19 protein-coding genes are annotated in these 19,527 nt (G+C 34.6%); 18 read left to right on the top strand and 1 reads right to left on the bottom strand.

What is annotated here, in order from left to right; translation table 11 throughout:
- Positions 1-2 precede the first annotated feature (2 nt).
- The 15 genes from CWS20_RS16900 to CWS20_RS16835 all read left to right on the top strand — a co-directional run bounded on the left by CWS20_RS16900 (position 3) and on the right by CWS20_RS16835 (position 14,423).
- Positions 3-1,082 (top strand): EpsG family protein, encoded by a 1,080-nt coding sequence (locus CWS20_RS16900; RefSeq protein WP_066190777.1) that lies wholly within the window; start codon positions 3-5, stop codon positions 1,080-1,082.
- A gap of 53 nt (positions 1,083-1,135) precedes the next feature.
- Positions 1,136-2,239, top strand: coding sequence for a glycosyltransferase family 1 protein (locus CWS20_RS16895; RefSeq protein WP_083957198.1), 1,104 nt, complete (start codon positions 1,136-1,138; stop codon positions 2,237-2,239).
- 87 nt (positions 2,240-2,326) lie between these two features.
- Positions 2,327-3,526 (top strand): glycosyltransferase, encoded by a 1,200-nt coding sequence (locus CWS20_RS16890; protein WP_066190783.1) that lies wholly within the window; start codon positions 2,327-2,329, stop codon positions 3,524-3,526.
- A gap of 20 nt (positions 3,527-3,546) precedes the next feature.
- Positions 3,547-4,626 (top strand): UDP-glucose 4-epimerase GalE, encoded by a 1,080-nt coding sequence (gene galE, locus CWS20_RS16885; protein ID WP_066190785.1) that lies wholly within the window; start codon positions 3,547-3,549, stop codon positions 4,624-4,626.
- 105 nt (positions 4,627-4,731) lie between these two features.
- Positions 4,732-4,872: a YwzD family small protein gene (locus tag CWS20_RS28085; protein WP_157090482.1), complete on the top strand. Its 141-nt coding sequence runs from the start codon at positions 4,732-4,734 to the stop codon at positions 4,870-4,872.
- Positions 4,873-4,903: 31 nt separating this feature from the next.
- Positions 4,904-5,518, top strand: a complete 615-nt coding sequence (locus CWS20_RS16880) for a sugar transferase (protein ID WP_066190788.1) — start codon at positions 4,904-4,906, stop codon at positions 5,516-5,518.
- Positions 5,515-6,168 carry an acetyltransferase gene (locus tag CWS20_RS16875; protein ID WP_066190792.1) on the top strand — a complete coding sequence of 218 codons (654 nt, stop codon included), beginning with the start codon at positions 5,515-5,517 and terminating at the stop codon, positions 6,166-6,168. The genes CWS20_RS16880 and CWS20_RS16875 overlap by 4 nt, the downstream gene beginning before the upstream one ends.
- Positions 6,158-7,303, top strand: a complete 1,146-nt coding sequence (locus tag CWS20_RS16870) for a DegT/DnrJ/EryC1/StrS family aminotransferase (RefSeq protein ID WP_066190793.1) — start codon at positions 6,158-6,160, stop codon at positions 7,301-7,303. The genes CWS20_RS16875 and CWS20_RS16870 overlap by 11 nt, the downstream gene beginning before the upstream one ends.
- Positions 7,304-7,339: 36 nt before the next feature.
- Positions 7,340-7,681: an XRE family transcriptional regulator gene (locus CWS20_RS16865; protein ID WP_066190796.1), complete on the top strand. Its 342-nt coding sequence runs from the start codon at positions 7,340-7,342 to the stop codon at positions 7,679-7,681.
- A gap of 20 nt (positions 7,682-7,701) precedes the next feature.
- Complete coding sequence (locus CWS20_RS16860) at positions 7,702-8,739, top strand: glycosyltransferase family 2 protein (protein ID WP_066190798.1); 1,038 nt, start codon at positions 7,702-7,704, stop codon at positions 8,737-8,739.
- A gap of 15 nt (positions 8,740-8,754) precedes the next feature.
- Complete coding sequence (locus tag CWS20_RS16855; RefSeq protein ID WP_066190800.1) at positions 8,755-9,936, top strand: CDP-glycerol glycerophosphotransferase family protein; 1,182 nt, start codon at positions 8,755-8,757, stop codon at positions 9,934-9,936.
- Positions 9,923-10,339 carry an FAD synthase family protein gene (locus tag CWS20_RS16850; RefSeq protein WP_066190804.1) on the top strand — a complete coding sequence of 139 codons (417 nt, stop codon included), beginning with the start codon at positions 9,923-9,925 and terminating at the stop codon, positions 10,337-10,339. Before CWS20_RS16855 ends, CWS20_RS16850 begins: the two co-directional genes overlap by 14 nt.
- Before the next feature lie 161 nt (positions 10,340-10,500).
- On the top strand, positions 10,501-11,712 hold the full coding sequence (locus CWS20_RS16845; protein ID WP_066190807.1) for a glycosyltransferase: 1,212 nt from the start codon (positions 10,501-10,503) through the stop codon (positions 11,710-11,712).
- Complete coding sequence (locus CWS20_RS16840) at positions 11,709-12,872, top strand: glycosyltransferase (RefSeq protein ID WP_066190812.1); 1,164 nt, start codon at positions 11,709-11,711, stop codon at positions 12,870-12,872. Before CWS20_RS16845 ends, CWS20_RS16840 begins: the two co-directional genes overlap by 4 nt.
- A gap of 15 nt (positions 12,873-12,887) precedes the next feature.
- On the top strand, positions 12,888-14,423 hold the full coding sequence (locus CWS20_RS16835; RefSeq protein ID WP_066190815.1) for an oligosaccharide flippase family protein: 1,536 nt from the start codon (positions 12,888-12,890) through the stop codon (positions 14,421-14,423).
- A gap of 53 nt (positions 14,424-14,476) precedes the next feature.
- Here the strand turns inward: CWS20_RS16835 and CWS20_RS16830 are convergent, their stop codons facing one another.
- Complete coding sequence (locus tag CWS20_RS16830; protein WP_066190818.1) at positions 14,477-16,522, bottom strand: right-handed parallel beta-helix repeat-containing protein; 2,046 nt, start codon at positions 16,520-16,522, stop codon at positions 14,477-14,479.
- 295 nt (positions 16,523-16,817) lie between these two features.
- Between CWS20_RS16830 and CWS20_RS16825 the strand changes: the two genes are divergently transcribed.
- From CWS20_RS16825 to CWS20_RS16820, 3 genes are all read left to right on the top strand, one after another.
- Complete coding sequence (locus tag CWS20_RS16825) at positions 16,818-18,599, top strand: ABC transporter ATP-binding protein (protein WP_066190822.1); 1,782 nt, start codon at positions 16,818-16,820, stop codon at positions 18,597-18,599.
- A 66-nt stretch (positions 18,600-18,665) separates the two neighbouring features.
- Positions 18,666-18,806, top strand: coding sequence for a paeninodin family lasso peptide (locus tag CWS20_RS27765; protein ID WP_158237013.1), 141 nt, complete (start codon positions 18,666-18,668; stop codon positions 18,804-18,806).
- Between the two features lie 76 nt (positions 18,807-18,882).
- The gene (locus tag CWS20_RS16820) at positions 18,883-19,521 is read left to right on the top strand and encodes a hypothetical protein (protein ID WP_066190826.1); all 639 of its coding nucleotides are present in this window, start codon (positions 18,883-18,885) and stop codon (positions 19,519-19,521) included.
- Positions 19,522-19,527 lie beyond the last annotated feature (6 nt).

The following is a 19,527-nucleotide window of genomic DNA, read 5'->3' as shown; positions in this document are numbered from 1 at the left end:
CAATGACCTTTCTATGGTTAAACCTTTTGTTAGCTTTTACACTGGCGTTTTTTTCAAGATATTTTGCAAGGCCAGCACTTCATTCAGGAATTTATGCACCTGTCCGGCCAAATAAAATTCTCGTCTTAGGTGTAATGTTTATCTTGGTTATCGTTTCGGGCTCGAGAACAAATATAGGGGATACTTATTTTTATCGGCATGCATTTGAAACAAACCATTTTACTTGGGGAACAATTGGAGATCAGAAAGATATAGGGTTCGGCCTTCTGCAAATGTTTTTGAAGAGCATTTCAGAAAATCCGCAAATTCTCGTGTTTACAGCTGCACTTATTACGAATGTGTTGATTGTCTATGTTTTAAGTAAATATTCAAGAATGTTTGAACTAAGCATCTATGTTTATATAACTGGAGGCTTATTTTTAATTTCGATGAATGGGATGAGGCAAGTACTGGCAGCTGCAATAGCTTTTACTGCTACAAAATATTTATTAAATGGAAATTGGCTCATGTATATGCTCATTGTATTCATCGCATCCCTTTTTCATCAAAGTGCTTTTATTCTTATACCGATCTACTTTTTAGTACGTTATAAAGCATGGTCAAAGGCGACTATTTTGTTGCTTGTATTTTCAATCATTATCGTAATTGGCTATGAACAATTTTCGAAAATATTATTTTCCGCGATTGAAAATACACAATATGGAGAGTATGCAGATTTTCAGGAAGGTGGAGCAAGTCTTTTAAGGGTGGCTGTAAATGCAGTGCCTCTTATGATTGCCTTTCTTGGGAGAGATAAGCTCAGGGAAATATATAAGAGCAGCGATTATATTGTCAACATGGTGTTAGTTGGCTTTATTTTTATGGTCATCTCAACACAAAATTGGATTTTTGCCAGAGTATCCATTTATTTTAATCTTTATCATCTGATTTTAATCTCATGGATTATTGTCTTATTTCGGACAAAGGAACAGCGATTTGTTTATTATGCATTATTGACTTGCTATTTAGTTTACTACTATTACGAGAATGTGATTAGTTTAAATATTTTATATAAAAGTCCATTACTAGAACAGCTATTTTAAATAAGGGGGGACAAAAGTTGACGAGGTACAGAGTTTTGCATGTCGTGAGTTCGATGGGACGTGGAGGGGCGGAAACGCTGATTATGAACGTCTATAGACAAATGGACCGCTCGAAGTGCCAATTTGATTTTATAACCCACAGCCATGGAGAAAATGATTATAATCAAGAGATTCGCCGGTTAGGTGGAGATATTTATCAGATCGATAGTCTCGGCCTTGTCGGACCGAAGCAATATTTAAAGAGATTAAAAGATGTAATGAAGATTCGCGAATATGATGCTGTCCACGCCCATACGGATTATCAAGCAGGCTTTCCAGCCCTTGCTGCAAAACAATTAGGAATCGCCACAAGGATTTGTCATTCCCACAGTTCCGGATGGCCGAAAAACAGTTGGAAGGACCGTCTTACTTTAAAAGCGATGCAAGGCTTAATTCGGTATTCAGCAACAGAATATTGTAGCTGCAGTGAGGAAGCTGCAGCTTTTTTATTTGGAAAAAGAAAGGCGAAAATACTGAAAAACAGCATCGATGTCCATTCATTTTTAGATATTCATCCCGACAGCAAACAGTTCATGCATGAATTGCTGAATATTCCCCAATCTGGAAAAGTAATTGGGCATATTGGAAGATTTTCAACATCAAAGAATCAAAGCTTCTTGATTCCTATTATAAAAAAGCTATTACATGATGATTCGTCCTATTATCTTGTTCTTGCAGGTGATGGCCCATTAAGGGAGAAGGTTGAGGCAGAGGCAAAAGCAGCCGGCATTTGGGATCATATAAGATTTCTAGGCATTAGAAAAGATATACCTCAATTGATGAATGCATTTGATGTGTTTTTATTTCCATCAATTTTTGAAGGATTTGGCATTGTCATGCTGGAGGCGCAGTGTGCTGGCATCCCTTGTATAGCTGCAGATACAGTTCCTAAAAGCACAGATATGGAACTAGGTTTAGTAAAATATATCAGTTTGGAAACAAAGATAAGTGATTGGTGCGATGAGATCGAAGCTTCATTTAACTATTCTAGACCGAGCAAGGCGCTCATCCATCAACAATTCGCGAATAAAGGATTTCATATTAATGACGCATGGAAGGATTGGTTCCAGCTTTATCCAGAATCAACTGGAAGTAAAAGCCCTACTTCAAAGTTTTAAGGGGACAATAAAGGATATGTGGGGAGGAAGGAAAACCCCCATGATGGAAATTTTTACTCTATCACGTAGGTTAAGAAAGGTCAGGTCATTGTGAAAAAGAAAATATTAATCACTTCATTTGATATGGCTATCGGTGGGGTAGAAAGAAGCTTAATAGGCTTATTAAACCATATCGACTATAACGAGTATGAGGTAGATATCATGCTGTTCAAACATGAAGGAGAATTTCTGCCATTGCTTCCTCCTTCATCTAGATTATTAAATGAGGTGCCACAATACACTACTTTTAGATATTCAATTGGTCAGGTTTTAAAAAAAGGGTTTTATCAGATAGGTTTAACAAGGCTGGCGGCACGTTCTTTTAGCAGCATTTATGGCAGGATAAGAAATGTAAGTGAGCCTGGTTATTTAAATATCCAGTTTGGATGGGAACTATCCAGTGCATTTTTACCGAAATTTGAAGAAGAGTATGATGTTGCAATCGGCTTCCTTTGGCCACACCATTTTATAGGCAAGAAGGTAAAGGCGAAGAAGCGGATTGGTTGGATTCATACAGACTACTCTAATATTACTTTGAATCGAAGAATTGAAACGAAAATGTGGCAGCGTTTAGATTATATCGTAGCTGTTTCTGAAGAGTGTCGAAATCATTTTCTGCAAAACTATCCTACATTTAAAAAGCAAACAAAGGTAATAGAAAATATATTATCTCCTGACTTTATTCGGGAACAGGCAGTGATTGATAAGGTAATAGAAATCAATCACTCACCTGAACATACTATTATCGTTACTGTCGGCAGGCTCTCGCATGCAAAAGGATTGGATATAGCTATTCATGCATGCAAGAAACTTATCGACAAAGGCTATCAAATACGATGGTATGTTATTGGATATGGCAGTCTAGAATCAGAATTGAAAAGTATAATACATGAGCTCCAAATGGAAGAGCATTTCTTCCTACTAGGGAAAAAGCTTAATCCCTATCCATATATTTCCGCCTGTGATATTTATGTTCAACCATCGAGATATGAAGGTAAGGCAGTAACAGTAAGGGAAGCGCAAATTCTAGGAAAGCCAGTCGTTTTATCAGATTTTCCTACAGCTAAAAGCCAAGCAGTTGATGGCGTGGATGCCCTTATTGTGCCGCAGCATCCAGAAGGAATAGCTAATGGAATTGAACAGCTTTTAGGCAATGAAGCACTTTCCAGCCAACTAATCAGCAATACTTTGGCCAGAGATTATGGTAATGCAGACGAAATTAATAAGCTGTACAGCCTCATAAGATAAATAGAAAGGTGGTTCGGAGAATGACCATATTAATTACAGGTGGTGCTGGCTATATTGGAAGTCATGCATGTGTAGAATTTTTAACTGCAGGATATGACATTGTAGTGATTGATAATTTTATTAACAGTAAGCCAGAAGCATTGGAACGCGTCAAGGATATTACTGGTAGAGACTTTCATTTTTATGAAATCGATCTATGTGATGGCCCCAAATTGGAACAGGTTTTTATAGAAAATAAGATTGAAGCAGTCGTCCATTTTGCGGCATTAAAAGCAGTGGGAGAATCAGTTGAAGTGCCGCTAACTTATTATCAAAACAATATCATCGGGACAGTAATATTGACTCATATTATGCAAAAATATCAAGTTAAAAAACTGGTATTTAGTTCATCAGCTACAGTATATGGTTCACCTGCAGAAGTACCTATTAATGAAACAGCACCGTTGCATGCGACAAACCCATATGGTCGGACGAAATGGATGGCAGAGGAGATTCTAAAGGATTTATCTGAGGCAGATTCTAGCTGGCAAATCTCTATATTAAGATACTTTAATCCGATTGGTGCACATATAAGTGGAAGGTTAGGAGAAGATCCGAATGATATTCCGAATAATTTATTGCCTTATATTACGCAAGTGGCGATAGGAAAGTTAAAGCAGCTTAGTGTGTATGGCAATACTTACCCGACACCTGATGGAACAGGAATAAGAGATTATATACATGTAGTCGATTTAGCTAACGGGCATGTGCAGGCATTAAAAAAGCTGGATACCATCCAAGGAACAGAAGTGTATAATCTCGGAACAGGCAAAGGGTACAGTGTATTTGAGGTAATTCATGCTTTTGAAAGGGTAACGAAAGCAAAAATACCTTATAAAATATCTGCACCTAGATCAGGTGATATTGCCATTTGTTATGCCAACCCAGAGAAGGCGGAAAAGGACCTCGGCTGGGTTGCTGAAAAAGGCATTGAAGAAATGTGTGCGGATGCCTGGAGATGGCAGCAAATGAATCCAGAGGGCTATCTTAGCAATACGGAAATGTACTCTTCACTTGCTTCTGCGAGTGGAGATTTTTTAGCTAATAGGAAGTTATATTAACTTAATTTAATTTAATTTAATGAACCTATCCTATTGGCCTCTATTGCCTAGTAAAAAGCATTCGCTTACGGCAAATGCCAGTTATTCTATAAGGAGAAAGAGACTTTGAACAAAATTTCTGAACAGCAGTTAATAGAATTAATGAAGGAAATCTATATTCGAGTAAACAAAAATCAATCATTGTCTACGATGGAGATTATTGGAGAAATAAAGGATAGATTAAATGATCTGTTCTACATAAAATGAAGCACCCTCATTAGTTAGGAGATTGAATAAGGTGAAAAGAGTGTTTGATGTAGTGGCATCATTATTTTTATTGGTTGCATTGAGCCCGCTCATTGCAATCGTTGCATTCCTTGTCAGAGTAAAAATTGGCTATCCTGTCTTCTTTAAGCAGCTTAGGCCAGGATTAAACGAAGTTCCATTTTATCTTTTGAAATTTAGGACAATGACAAATGACAAGGACAATGCCGGCCAATTATTACCTGATGAAGAAAGAATAACTCGATTCGGTCGGTTTTTAAGAAAATATAGCTTCGATGAACTTCCACAGCTTGTAAATGTTTTAAAAGGGGAACTGAGTCTTGTTGGACCGAGGCCGCTGTTAATGGAATATTTACCTTTGTATTCAGCAGAGCAGGCAAGACGTCATTATGTGAAACCAGGTATAACCGGCTGGGCACAAATAAATGGAAGAAACGCAATTAGCTGGGAGGAAAAGTTCGCGTTGGATGTGTGGTATGTCGATCATCAAACCTTTTGGCTAGATATGAGAATCCTTCTTCTGACATTGAGAAAGGTATGGCTTTCAGAAGGTGTTTCTCAGCAGGGGCATGCTACAGTTGACCGATTTAAAAGCGAGGAAATACGAGTGAAAGAGGGAAGAGGATGAACGTTGCAATTATTGGCAGAGGGGGACATAGCAAAGTCATAGAGGACCTCATTGCAAGCAATGAAAATATGAAAATAATTGGCTACTTTGATGATAAATACCGTTCACTGAAGCTTCATGACGATTATTGTTTAGCGCCTATTGATTATCTAAAAGACATTTTTCATATGCAAGAAGACTTGAAAATCATTATTGCTATTGGTAATAACAGAGTAAGAAAGCAAATATTTGAGCGTCTTCATTTACCTTTAGAAAGCTTTGCAACAATTATCCACCCGTCCGCTTGTGTAAGTCCATCTGCTACAATTGGGTGCGGAACTGTTGTTATGCCTCGTGCAGTTATTAATGCAGATTCCGTCATAGGCATTCATGCGATTATTAATACAGGAGCGATTATTGAACATGATAATCATATTGGCGATTATGTTCATATTTCACCTAATTCAACTTTGACAGGGATGGTCAAAGTGAATGAAGGGGCGCATGTTGGATCCGCTTCAGTCGTTATTCCAAAGGTTGAAATCGGTCAATGGTCTGTCATTGGTGCTGGATCGACTGTCATTCATTCTTTGCCGTCAAAGGTAATGGCTGTTGGTTTACCAGCTCGCACGAAAAAAATACTAGAGTGGAGTGAATATAATGAAAAGTAAAATTTATCTTTCTCCGCCCCATCTGACCGGTAATGAAATGAGTTATATCCAGGAGGCAATGAACCGAAATTGGGTGGCTCCGCTTGGTCATCATGTAGATGGATTTGAAAATGAAATAAGTAATTATACTGGAGCCGGTGGGGCTGTTGCAGTCAATTCAGGGACTGCAGCAATTCATTTGGCTCTTTCTTTATTAAATATAAGTTCTGATGATATGGTTTTTTGTTCGACATTAACCTTTGTTGCAAGTGCAAATCCCATTTTATATTTAGGCGCCCGTCCCGTGTTTATTGATTCTGAGCCAGACACCTGGAATATGTCCCCTCAAGCATTGGCCGTCGCCTTCAAAGATGCTGAAGACAATGGAAAGCTGCCAAAAGCGGTGATTATTGTTCATCTATATGGGCAAATAGCAAAAATGGATGAACTATTAGGAATATGCAATGAATACGGAGTTCCTGTCATTGAAGATGCTGCAGAATCTTTAGGTTCCTCCTATAAAGGCAGAGCAAGCGGGACACTCGGTCATTTTGGCATTTACTCTTTTAATGGAAATAAAATAATAACAACTTCCGGTGGAGGCATGCTTGTTTCAAATGATATAAACGCACTGGATAAAGCGAGATTTTTAGCCACACAGGCACGTGAACCCGCCAGGCATTATCAACACGAAGTATCAGGCTTTAATTATCGATTAAGTAATTTATTAGCAGGTGTAGGAAGAGCGCAATTAAAAGTGATTGATGAGAGAATTTCTGCCAAAAGAATTATATTTGAAACGTATAAAAGCGAGCTATCTTCTATTCGGGGAATTAGCTTTATGCCTGAAATGAAAGGAACCTTCTCCAACCGTTGGCTTTCAGTCATCACTGTCAACAAAAATGAATTAGGCATTTCCTCATTAAAGCTTATTCAAGCACTTGAAGAAGAAAACATAGAAGCACGACCCGTTTGGAAGCCATTGCATCTGCAGCCTTTGTTCAGCGAATGTGAATTTTATCCACACGAAGGCCGTGACATTTCAAGCGAACTATTTTCTCACGGCATATGCCTTCCTTCTGGCACAAGCTTGTCTATGGAAGAACAGTATAGAGTCATAAATTGTATAAAAGATTCCGTGAAAGTAAAAGTATAGTAGAGTAGAGTTCATTATGAAAAAGAGGTTAGGTGAATGTTAGGAAACAATATAGCAGAGATCAGGAAAAGAAAAGGAATGACAATGACTGAGCTGGCAGAAAAAGCTGGCATCGCTAAATCGTATTTAAGTAGTATTGAGAGAAATGTGCATCAAAATCCTTCTATTAATGTGATTGAGAAAATAGCTAAAGTACTGGAGGTAGACGTAAGAATCTTATTGAAAACGGACAATATTAAAAAGTCTTACCATCAGTTAGATGAAGAGTGGATGGATTTAATATATGAATTGAGGGATACAGGTGTTACAAAAGAGCAGATGGATGAGTATCGAACGTTATTAAAGTTTATTAAATGGAAAAAAGATCAGAAAATGTAAAATGAAAAAGGGAGAGGATTATGCCATCAAAAGTAAGTATCATTGTTCCTGTTTATAAAGTAGAGAAATATTTGCATAGATGTGTAGATAGTTTAATCACACAAACCTATGGGGATATAGAAATTATTTTAGTAAATGATGGCTCACCAGATGAATGTGGAAAAATAATTGAGGAATACAAGATAAGAGATCACCGAGTAAAAGCGGTGCATAAGGAGAATGGCGGATTATCTGATGCAAGAAATGAGGGAATGCACTATGCTACGGGAGATTATATATATTATGTTGATAGTGATGATTGGGTTCCGGAAGATAGTATAAAAATCTTAGTTCATGCATTGGAATTTTATAAAGCAGATATTGTTCAAGCAGCCTTCTATTATTCATATGATGATTACCTTCTATATGATAATCGGTATTTTATGAAAAACCATTCTCCTATTATTCTGGATAATGAGGAGCTAATGAGTGAACTAGTAAAAAATGAAGTAGTAAAAAATTTTGCATGGGGTAAGCTCTATAGGCGTCAGGTTTTAGAAGGTCTCTTATTTAAAAAAGGAGTGTTGTTCGAAGATGTTTTTTGGGCTCACCTTGTTATGCAGAGAGTACATACCTATGTAATTATTCATGAGCCACTATATTACTATCAGCAAAGAAATGATAGCATCGTTTCTACATTTTCATCGAGAAATTTGGATTTATTAACGGGGTTAATCGAGAGACACGAATTTATAAAGAGAAATTACCCCGGTTTAATTGATGAGTCTTATAGGCATATTTTAAAAGTTTGTTTTTCATATTATTTGATCATTCTTAGAAACTGGAAAATAAATAAAACAGGGAATGACACATCGAATATAGATCAGTTTATAAAAAAACACTATAAGTATTTAAAAAAAGCTGTAAAAAAAGATAAGTATTTAATGTATCAGCTAAAATTTTTTAGAATTCATCCACTTTTTATGATTATTTACCTTGGTCTAGCTAAAGTCTTAAGAAAAATAAGGTTATTACCGGAGCAGAATCATTTACAGCGAATAGAAAAAGCTAAAGGTTAGGAGTAGGTAGATGGCATGGTAATAGAAAAATGTAGAAATATTATTGCTTTAAGTATTGTCTATTTTTTTCGTTTGTTTCCTATAAAGAAAAATAAACTATTCTTTTATAGTTATTATGGAAGTCAGTATGGCTGTAATCCAAGATACCTTACAGAATATATATTAAAAAACTATCCTAAAGGTTATTTTGATATCGTTTGGGCATTTAATGATTTAAGTAAAAGAGAAAGCATGAAGGATATGAGAATAGTTAAAACGATGTCATTGAGATACTTTTATGATTTGTGTACAGCAAAAGTTGTGATTACGAATTTTAGAACAAATGATATTTTTATGAAGAGAAAGAGTCAATACTATATCCAAACCTGGCATAGCTCATTAAGGTTAAAGCAAATAGAAAAAGATACGGAATCCACACTTGCAGCTTCTTATATTAAAATGGCGAAAAAAGATTCGAGAAAATGCGATCTCCTATTATCTGGCTGTCAATATAGTACAGATATTTTCAGGAGGTCTTTTTGGTATGAAGGTGAGATTTTTGAATATGGCACACCAAGAAATGATTTGCTGTTTGCTCAGCCTCAAAATATTAGGCAGGAGCTTTTAAGTGAGTTGAACATACCAGCACATAAGAAAATTTACCTATATGCACCTACATTTCGTAATAATAATGACGTTACAGTTTACCAGCTTGAATTTAATATGCTGAAGCAAGCATTAGAAGATAAATTTGGAGGTGAATGGCTTTGTTTAGTCAAGCTGCATCCGCATTTACTATCTCAATCTTATGAAATCATAAATGATAAAAATGTAATTGATGTAACGAAACATCAAGATATTCAAGAGCTCCTTATGATTGCAGATGTACTAATAACAGATTACTCTTCATTAATGTTTGATTATGCTATTTCGAAAAAGCCGTGTTTTCTTTATATTCCTGATTATAAAAGTTATATAAAAAATGAAAGAAATCTATATTTTGATGTAAAGGATTTGCCTTTTCCTGCAGCTGAAACATTTCCAATACTTATAGAGCAATTAAAAAAACATGATTATAAACAGTATCAAGCAAAAGTTAAAAGGTTTTTGAATAGTATTGGAACCTTTGAAAATGGTCATGCATCAAAAATGCTAGCCGAGAAAATTAACGAAATTTGCTTTGAAGAAAATAGGAGGGAAATGAATGAAGCCGTATAAATTAGGTTATACGACAGGTGTTTTTGATTTATTTCATGTGGGGCATTTGAATATTTTGAGAAGAGCAAAGGAACAATGCGAATTTCTTATTGTAGGGGTAAGCACAGATGAGCTTGTACAAGATTATAAGAATAAACGACCTGTTATCCAACATAAGGAAAGAATAGAAATCATTGAGGGTATTAAGTATGTAGACAAAGTCGTTTCACAAACGAATAGAAATAAATTCTTAGCATGGGAAGAATTAAAATTCGATGTCATGTTTGTCGGTGATGATTGGAAGGGCGACTCGCTCTTTAATGAAGTGGAAAACCAGTTAAACAAAGTTGGAGTGGACATTGTTTATTTACCGTATACTAAAGGGGTTTCATCAACGATTGTAAAGGACAAAATTAAAATATAAATTATAAGGATACTAGCATAATGTGCAATCAAATGGTCATAAAAATAAAAATGTACTTTTCAATAATCATATTAAATTTAGTGGGCTGAAAACATATTATCAGTTTAATGAAATCTATAGATGTTTAATTAATAGTTAAAGAAAAAGAGATGTGAGTAATTGTGAAAACAAAGATGTTATTTGTAATAGATTCATTAGAATGTGCTGGAGCAGAAAAGAGTTTAGTTACATTATTGTCATTATTGAATTATTCAAAGTACTCAGTAGACCTAATGCTGTTTGGTCATGGTGGTGAACTTGAAAAATTAGTACCAAATGAAGTTAATATTTTAGAGCCGCTAAAATACACTGAATTTTCCAATATGAACTTATCAGAAGCTATATATTATTCTATTGCAAATGTAAATATAAATTTATTAATTGCTAGAATGAAATATTCAATGAGTATTCGAAAGAAAAAATACAGTAATGCTCAGAAAGCTAGAGTTTTTTGGAAGAGTATTTCTAATGTAATAGAAAATAATCCAAAGACATATGATATTGCAATCAGTTACGCACAAGGTGTCCCCACTTTCTATGTTGCTGAAAAAATTAAAGCTAAGAAAAAATATGCGTGGGTGAATGTTAGTTATCGCTTAGAAGAAAACGATAAAGTGTTTCAAAGAAAATATTATAATCTTTATGATAAAATCGTTGCAGTTTCTGATTCAACTAAGGAAGTTTTGTCGGAAACATTTCCGGAATATTCGGAACGAATAGAAGTTATTTATGACATTAATAACCCTAAACTTATTTCTGGAATGGCGGGAATAGGAAAAAGTTATGAAGATGATTATGATGGTCTCAGGATACTTACAATCGGTAGACTCGCACAACAAAAAGGATATGATATGGCATTAGAAGCATGTAAAATGCTTAAAGAAAAAGGTCATAAGTTTAGGTGGTATGTATTAGGAAAAGGTCCCTTGGAAAAAGTGATTAAGGAGAAAATAAAAGAATACAATTTGATAGAAAATTTTATTTTATTAGGTGTTAAAGCAAATCCATACCCTTATATAAAAAATGCTGATATTTATGTGCAAACATCAAGATTTGAGGGTTTTGGTTTAGCTATTGCTGAAGCCAGAATGTTGAATATTCCTATAGTTACCACAAAGTTTGATGCTGTATTTAATCAAATGATAGACGGTGAAAACGGACTTGTCGTAGACATGAATGGTAAAGCAGTTTATGAAGGTATTGTAAGGCTGATAAGAAATCAAGCTATTTATAATCATATTCTTGCATACCTGTCTTCAGAGAAAAAAGGAAATATTGAAGAGCTTGATAAGTTTTATCAATTAATTGAGGAAAGAAAGCAAGTGGTTCAATGAAAAAGCAAAGTATACTGTTTATGGTTATTAATATGAACGTAGGTGGGACAGAGAGAGCGCTCTTAAATATGATCAATGAAATACCGAAGGATAAATATGAGATTACTGTTCTGATGCTAGAGAAATTTGGAGGGTTTCTTAGTTTTATTCCAGATTGGGTAAAGGTGGACTATATAGATGGGCATGATCAATTCAAGCCATTGATTAAAAAGCCACTTCATTTGATAGCGTTTGATTACTTGAGGGAATTAAAGTTTCATTATTTTTTCATCTATTTAATTTTATTTATTGTATCTAAAATGACAAAAGAAAAATCTCTATTTTATCGTTATATTCTTAGAAATTATCCGAAACCAAGTGAAGAGTATGATATTGCAATCGCTTATGCTGGTCCAATGGACTTCATAAGCTTTTTTATTGCTCATAAAGTAAAAGCAAAGAAGAAAATCCAATGGATTCATTTTGATGTAACGAAGATAGGCTTTAATACAAGGTTTGCAAAAAAAGTATACGAATATTTTTATCAGGTAAATGTTGTTTCTGAAGAAGCAAAAAACTGCTTAGTTAAACTCACCCCATCATTAAAAAACAAGATATTTGTATTTCCAAATTTAATCTCTAAGGAAATGATCATCCGGCAAGCAAATATTAGTGAAGGATTTAAAGACAATTATAATGGCATAAGGATTTTGACTGTTGGCAGGTTGTCATTCGAAAAAGGCCAGGATATAGCAATAAAAGCTGCAGCAAAGCTTATTAAAGACGGGATGAACGTAAGATGGTATTGCATAGGTGATGGAATAGCAATACAAGAATATGAAAGATTAATAAAAAAGTTAAATATGAAAGAACATTTTTTGTTACTAGGGTCGGACAGTAACCCGTATCCTTTTATGAAGCAATGTGATTTGTATGTGCAGCCTTCTAGACATGAAGGCTATTGTATGACAGTAGCTGAAGCAAAAATATTTAATAAAATGATTATTTGCACAAATTTTACAGGGGCTAAAGAGCATATGGACGATGGAAAAATCGGAAAGATTGTACCTGTGAATGATCCTGAAAGACTGTACAAAGGAATTAAGGAAATAATAGAAAGTAATAAACTACTATTTTTAGATAAAGATAACCTTATTAAAAGTCCAAAAACTACAAATTAAGACGGAAGGTTTAAAATGAAAAGTCAACTAAAAGCTGGGGCAATATTATCTTATGTACTACTATTTTTAAATAGTGCCATTTCCCTCATATATACACCTATCATGTTAAGTTTATTAGGGCAATCTGAATATGGACTTTATAGTTTGGCTACTTCTGCAGCTGGATATGTTAGTGTATTAAATTTTGGATTGGGTAATGCTTTAATAAGATATATTGCCAAATATAAGGCATTAGAGGATGAACAAAACTGTTCAAAGCTATACGGCATGTTTTTTATTATGTATATTGTTTTAGGCTTTTTGGCTTTAATCATTGGAACGATTCTTACGCTAAATGCCGATGTCGTGTTTTCCTCTTCTTTAACCCCAGTCGAATTATTTAAGCTAAAAGTGATTATGGGCATTATGGTTGTTAACCTATCTATTGGGATTGGTTTAGGTATGTTTAGTGTGATTATTTTAGCACATGAAAGATTTATCTTTCAAAAAATAATTGTAATCTTCACTTCATTGTTAAACCCCTTAATTATGTTACCTCTTTTAATGATGGGGTATGGATCGATTACAATGACTATTGTTACAACATCTATTACTGTTATAACGATCATAATCAATATTTTCTACTGTTATAAAAAATTAAACATAAAAGTATCATTTATAAGTGTTGAAAAGAAGTTATTTAAAGAAGTAATTATATTTTCGTCATTTATCTTTCTGAATTTAGTCATTGGACAGCTTTATTGGTCAACAGATCAAGTATTATTAGGAATATATAGCGGAACAATCGCTGTCTCTATTTATGCTATAGGAGCCTCATTTACTGGATATTTTTCTGGTTTTTCAAGTGCTATCTCTAATGTATTTTTAGCAAAGGTTTCTAGAATGGTTACGAAAGAAGCTACAAATGATGAGATTTCAAACTTATTTATTAAAATAGGCAGAATTCAATACATTATTATTGCATTTGCATTAAGTGGGTTTATTGTTTTCGGTAAAGAGTTTATCCAATTGTGGGTAGGAGCTGAATACAGCCAATCTTATTTAATTGCCTTGATTATTCTAATACCTATGCTTGTAAGTCTTATCCAAAGTATGGGTGGAATAATTCTTCAAGCAAAGAATATGCAGGGGTTTAAAACGGTTATTAATCTTTTTATGGCGATCCTTAATGTTATTCTCACGATATATTTTATAGAATTTTGGGGAGTGATTGGTTGTGCAATTGCGACAGGTTTTTCATTTACTTTAGGAAATATTATCATTATGAACATTTATTATTGGAGAAAAATAAAATTAAATATTTATCGATTTTGGATAAATATGCTTTCGATGAGCTTGCCAATTACTTTAAGTATCATTTACGGCTGGATGATCAACCCTTTGATATTAGCTAGTAACTGGCTTGTTCTAATAATTAAAATCATATCATTCTCAATTATATATCTTTCTATCACGTGGATATCTTCGATGAATAGCTATGAGAAGAGTCTATTGCTTAATCCAATAAAAAAATTATATAGAAAAAAAATCCCTAGAAATCATTATATTTAATTATTTATGAAATAAAAAGACTATCAGCAATTGCTGATAGTCAAAATATTTAACTAAGGATACCTTATATTATCAATGATATTATCAAACCGTAAATGGGAATTACTTAGTTGGAGCCGAGTATTAAAAAGAATATTATCTTTAGCAAACAATTTAACGGTTGGAGAGTTATCGGATTTGATTGCATTCATATTTTTTGCCAAGAAGGTATTGCTTGTTAAAGCAAACGATTCTATTGAAGCGGTTCTAGTTATTTCTATCATGGAGCTGCTGCTGCCATTAAGGTAGTTGAAAGTATTGTTTGAAAAGAGTATATTTCCCCAATTTCCATTCATGTAAAAGGCATAATCACTCGTAGATGGATTATAAAAATAACAATTTGAAATGATTAAAGTATCAACTTTAATAGAAGAACCGATATAAAACAATGGATATGAATCCCACTTAAAGTAGCAGTTATTAAATTCGAATTTAGAGAAGTTCGGTCCCGGATTGCTGTTCAGACGACCGGAATGAATAAATTGACAACCATTATAGGTACCAGGAGGCAATCCGGTTACCCTATTGCTTCGATGTTTAATATTAATAAAAGAAACATTCTCTAATTGCCAATCATATGCACCAGCGGGAACAACAGTAAAAGCTTCTTGACCGCTACCTTCAAAAACTGAATTGGAGATTGTTTGCGGTTCTATACTAAAGATTAATGGAGCACCGGGGTTAGAAGAAGCAAGGTAAAAGTCATCATCAAATAAAAACTTACAGTTATTTATTTGTGCAACATATGCCTTTTGTTTATCAAAGTTAATAGCACTGTTATGAAACTTGCAATTATTCACTAATGCTTCAGAGGTGCCTAAAAGTCTCATCCTACTATTATAAATGTGATTGTTAGAAAAAATGGTTTCGCCACTTAAACGAGGATCACTATTATGAAAATGATTATCAGATACAATTACTTTATCTGCACCTGAATTGATTGTAAAGATACCTTGCTGTATGCGATTGCTAGTAATGTTGATATGCCTGCCAGCAATAACAATGATATTATAAGCTTTGTTATCATAAATATTATTTTCATCTATATAGATGTATTGATTTAAATCATAGCCATCTTCAATATCAATCGCGCCAGCAGGTGAGGTACCACTTATATGATGAATTTCACATCCTCTAATATAGCATTGCTTCATCCCGCAAATGGCGACTCCTAATCTTCGGCAATGGTGGATATTACATTTTTCAATATATATATGTTTAGGGAATTCAGGGGTTCTTATTGTTATTCGTATGCCTTGTGGAGTAGGAATCGTAGATTGATGCAGGACAACTTTTGCGTAGCTTGCTTCAGTTGGAACTTCAATTTCATCGAAGAAATGTAAATCTGTAATAGAGGATAAAAATGAATTGTTGCTTTTATAGAAAATAACATCAAAAGTATCAGTAGATATTTCGTTGCCAATTCCTCCATAGCTGTCACCGTAGAGACCGAAATAACCGAGATTTGTGATTTGGGGAACCATTGGAATATTAATTGAGGAGCGAATTCTGTTAGTATCAGGGGTCAATGTTCCGTTAGTAGTATTTATTCCACCTTGCTCTAAGTTACCAGGTAGTTGAGGAAATCCTCCGCCAATTCCTCCGTAAGAAGTTAGACCTATAATACCATCACCAGTGGTATTATATATTTCGAGATCTTCAATAGTTATATTTTTTGAACCAAATCGAAGATTAATTCCAACTCCAAATTCATGTGTTCCACCACTATCATAGTTGTGTGTGTATCGGTCCCCCTCAACTTTACCGTTAATTATTCGTACATGCTGTTTGTTGTTCAGGAGAATAATTGAGTAACTTGGCAAGCTATTATCCCGAATACGTAATGTAGCACCTCCTAAATTCAATGTTAAAAAACTTTGGGGAATGATGGGGTTATTTTCGTCAATTAAATAAACTCCGTTTGGGAGCACCAGCTCTGCAAAGCCTTCTGTAGCGGCCCAAGATAATGCGTTATTAATACCTGCAGATGTAGTAACTGCATTTGTTCCATCATTTTTTACATTCCACCTGGATAATTCCAGTAAATAAGAACCAGTCATGAAGTTTCACCTTTTCCCTTTCAAAAATGGGTCAAGCACTTATTAACTAAACTATGTTAGATCATTAGTATTAGACAGGGCGAATGTATCCGGAAGTTTTACTTTTTTTTATAATGAAGAAAATTAGGAATTAATACCTAAAAATGATTGACACAAAAATAAAGTGATGATATTTTATTATTAATAAGTTCTTAATAAAGAACGAAGAACCCCTGAAAAATAAGGGGATTTTTTTTGGAACCCTTGTTCTTTATAATGAACATTAAAATGTTTTGCTTAACAGGAGGATGTCATCTTGAAAGATCTTTTATACTTCGTTAAACAGATTCAAACGTTTGCAGGAAAGAAGTTATATATAAATCTTATTGCCATGACATTCATCGGTCTGCTTGATGGAATCGGCCTTTTGTTGCTCGTACCATTAATCAGCATGACAGGTATTGTAGACTTAGGTTTAGAGGAAACAATGTTTACCGGATTTACCCTTTTTAATGATTTCCCTCCCTCTGTGGCACTGCCTATTATTCTATGTATTTATGTTTGCATAGTGATTGTCCATCATTTAATTGAAAGGGCCGTTATGATTCGGAATGTTCAAATTCAGATGGGATATTTAAGGTATTTGCGGATGACTACATATGAGCATGTATTACGGTCTGATTGGTCGTTCTTTATTAGGAATAGGAAATCAGATTTAATTAATCTTCTTCTCACAGAGATAGCAAAAACAAGTGGTGGGACGAATTCATTTTTACAATTGTGCTCAGCATTCATTTTCTCTCTTATTCAAATTGGCATAGCCTTATGGTTATCGGTGGAAATAACAATATTTGTATTAATCGCAGGGGTTTTTATTGTTTTTCTTAATCGCCGATATTTAAAGAAGTCAAGCGCGCTCGGTTCTAGAAACTATAGGCTTGGAAAGGATTTCTTAGCTGGCATGACGGACCATATTAACGGGATTAAGGATATAAAAACAAATAATCTGGAAAAATCACGATTAGCTTGGGCACGATCCATAACAGCGAAGATGGTAGAAGAGCAGATAGAATATACGACAATTAGAATGACATCACAGCTAACTTATAAAATATCTTCAGCGTTATTTATCGCATTATTTATTGTTGTATCAGTTCTTGTTTTCCAAGCGCAGGCTGGGGTTTTACTGTTAATCATTTTGATATTTTCAAGGCTATGGCCGAGGGTAGCTGGCATTCAGGCCTCACTTGAACAAATAGCAACAGCAATACCTTCCTTTAATGCAGTTAAAACATTGCAGGAGGAATGTAAGCAATCAGTTGAATATGCAACAGCAGCAGAAGAAAAAATGCCAGTAAATATCGGGATAGATTGCAGGGGAATTGACTTCCGCTATAACCGAAGTCAAGAACAATATGCTTTAAAAAATATTAATATTTTTATTCCTGCAAATAAAATGACGGCTATAGTCGGACGTTCTGGAGCAGGGAAAAGTACACTAATCGATTTAATAATGGGGCTAAATCAGGCAGAACAAGGAGAAATCCTAATAGATGGCCAGAAGCTAACAAAGGAAAACCTGTTTATGCTCCGTAAAAACATCGGCTATGTTCCTCAGGACCCTTTCCTATTTAATGAAAGCATTCGGGAAAATCTATTGCTTATTTCGCCAGCTGCTACTGAAGACGATCTGTGGAATGCCCTTGATTTTGCATCTGCTGCTGAGTTTGTAAAAAGACTACCGCATGGATTAGATACATTTATTGGTGATCGAGGCATTAAGCTATCAGGGGGAGAACGTCAAAGAATCGTCCTTGCTAGGGCAATCTTACGCAAGCCTTCTTTATTAGTATTAGACGAGGCTACGAGTTCGCTAGACACAGAGAGTGAATTGAAAATTCAAGAGGCTATAGAAAAATTAAAGGGAACATTAACAATTATTGTTATTGCCCATCGGCTTTCAACAATAAGAAATGCAGACCAAGTCATTGTCCTAGACAAAGGACAAGTCGTACAGCAAGGCGGCTTTCAACAATTATCACTGGAGAAAAATCAAGTATTCAGCAAGCTATTAGGGAGGCAGGTGGAGGTCATGTAATTCCTGCACTGCTCCTGCAATGAAGGAGAATAAACAATTTCATATCTGACAAAAAGGAGAATGAGGATGAAAAAGAAATGGAAAGAATTAAGCTTAGAAGAGTTAGAAGTTAGTATGACAATGAAAGGTTGGAAACCGCCAGGAGGCGGAGGCAAGGACCCGAAGCCAGAAGAGCCAGAACCTGAAATTCCAGGTTTAGATAGTTAATTAGTAAAGTCCTTATGTACTGGGAAAAACTTAGTCATAAGGGCTTTTTTTATCAAAAATGAAAGGTGAGACTTATATGTTTGAAATTGTCCTATCCTTAAATCAGCAAAAAACTTTTGAAAACACATGGGAATATTTTTGCGAATTATATGGCTGGTACAACGATCCATATAGTACAGGCGGATTAAGATACCTTTTGCTATTGCCAAGTCATTCAAAGACAGTGATAGGAACCATCGAATTTATTCCATACGATGAAGAAAATCCGAATAGTACGGTTGAGGGGCATTTTCAGTTTTCAAAAATAGAAAAGGTGAAAGAACATAAAGAAAGAGTGTGGGAAATTGATAAGTTGTGCTTACATAAGGATTTTCAAAGAAACGGACATTTTGAAGGGTTTCTTGAAATTTTTTATCACCATGCTCAGGAGTACCGTCCTAAGTATTATATTGGCTTAATGGAAAAGCGTTTTTTTAGAATGGTAAGAATTATATTTGGCGTTTATATCATCCAGGTTGGAAAAGAAATTGAAGGCGAAACCACTATCCTTATACCAGTTGTCCTGGATATGGAAAAAATAATGAATAATGAAAAGATGGCGTTAAATTTATTTAATAAAGGATTTAAGCATAAAAATACCTTTAATATTAAACAGATTTTTAATTTTAAACTGAAGAGAAGGAACACCAAGAAAAAAGTAGAAACTAACCATTAATCAAAT

The sequence above is a fragment of the Cytobacillus horneckiae genome (assembly GCF_002835735.1).
GTDB classification, from domain to species: domain Bacteria; phylum Bacillota; class Bacilli; order Bacillales; family Cytobacillaceae; genus Cytobacillus; species Cytobacillus horneckiae.
The sequence above is the reverse complement of the archived record's forward strand: the minus strand, read 5'-3'. Positions and strand labels throughout refer to the sequence as shown.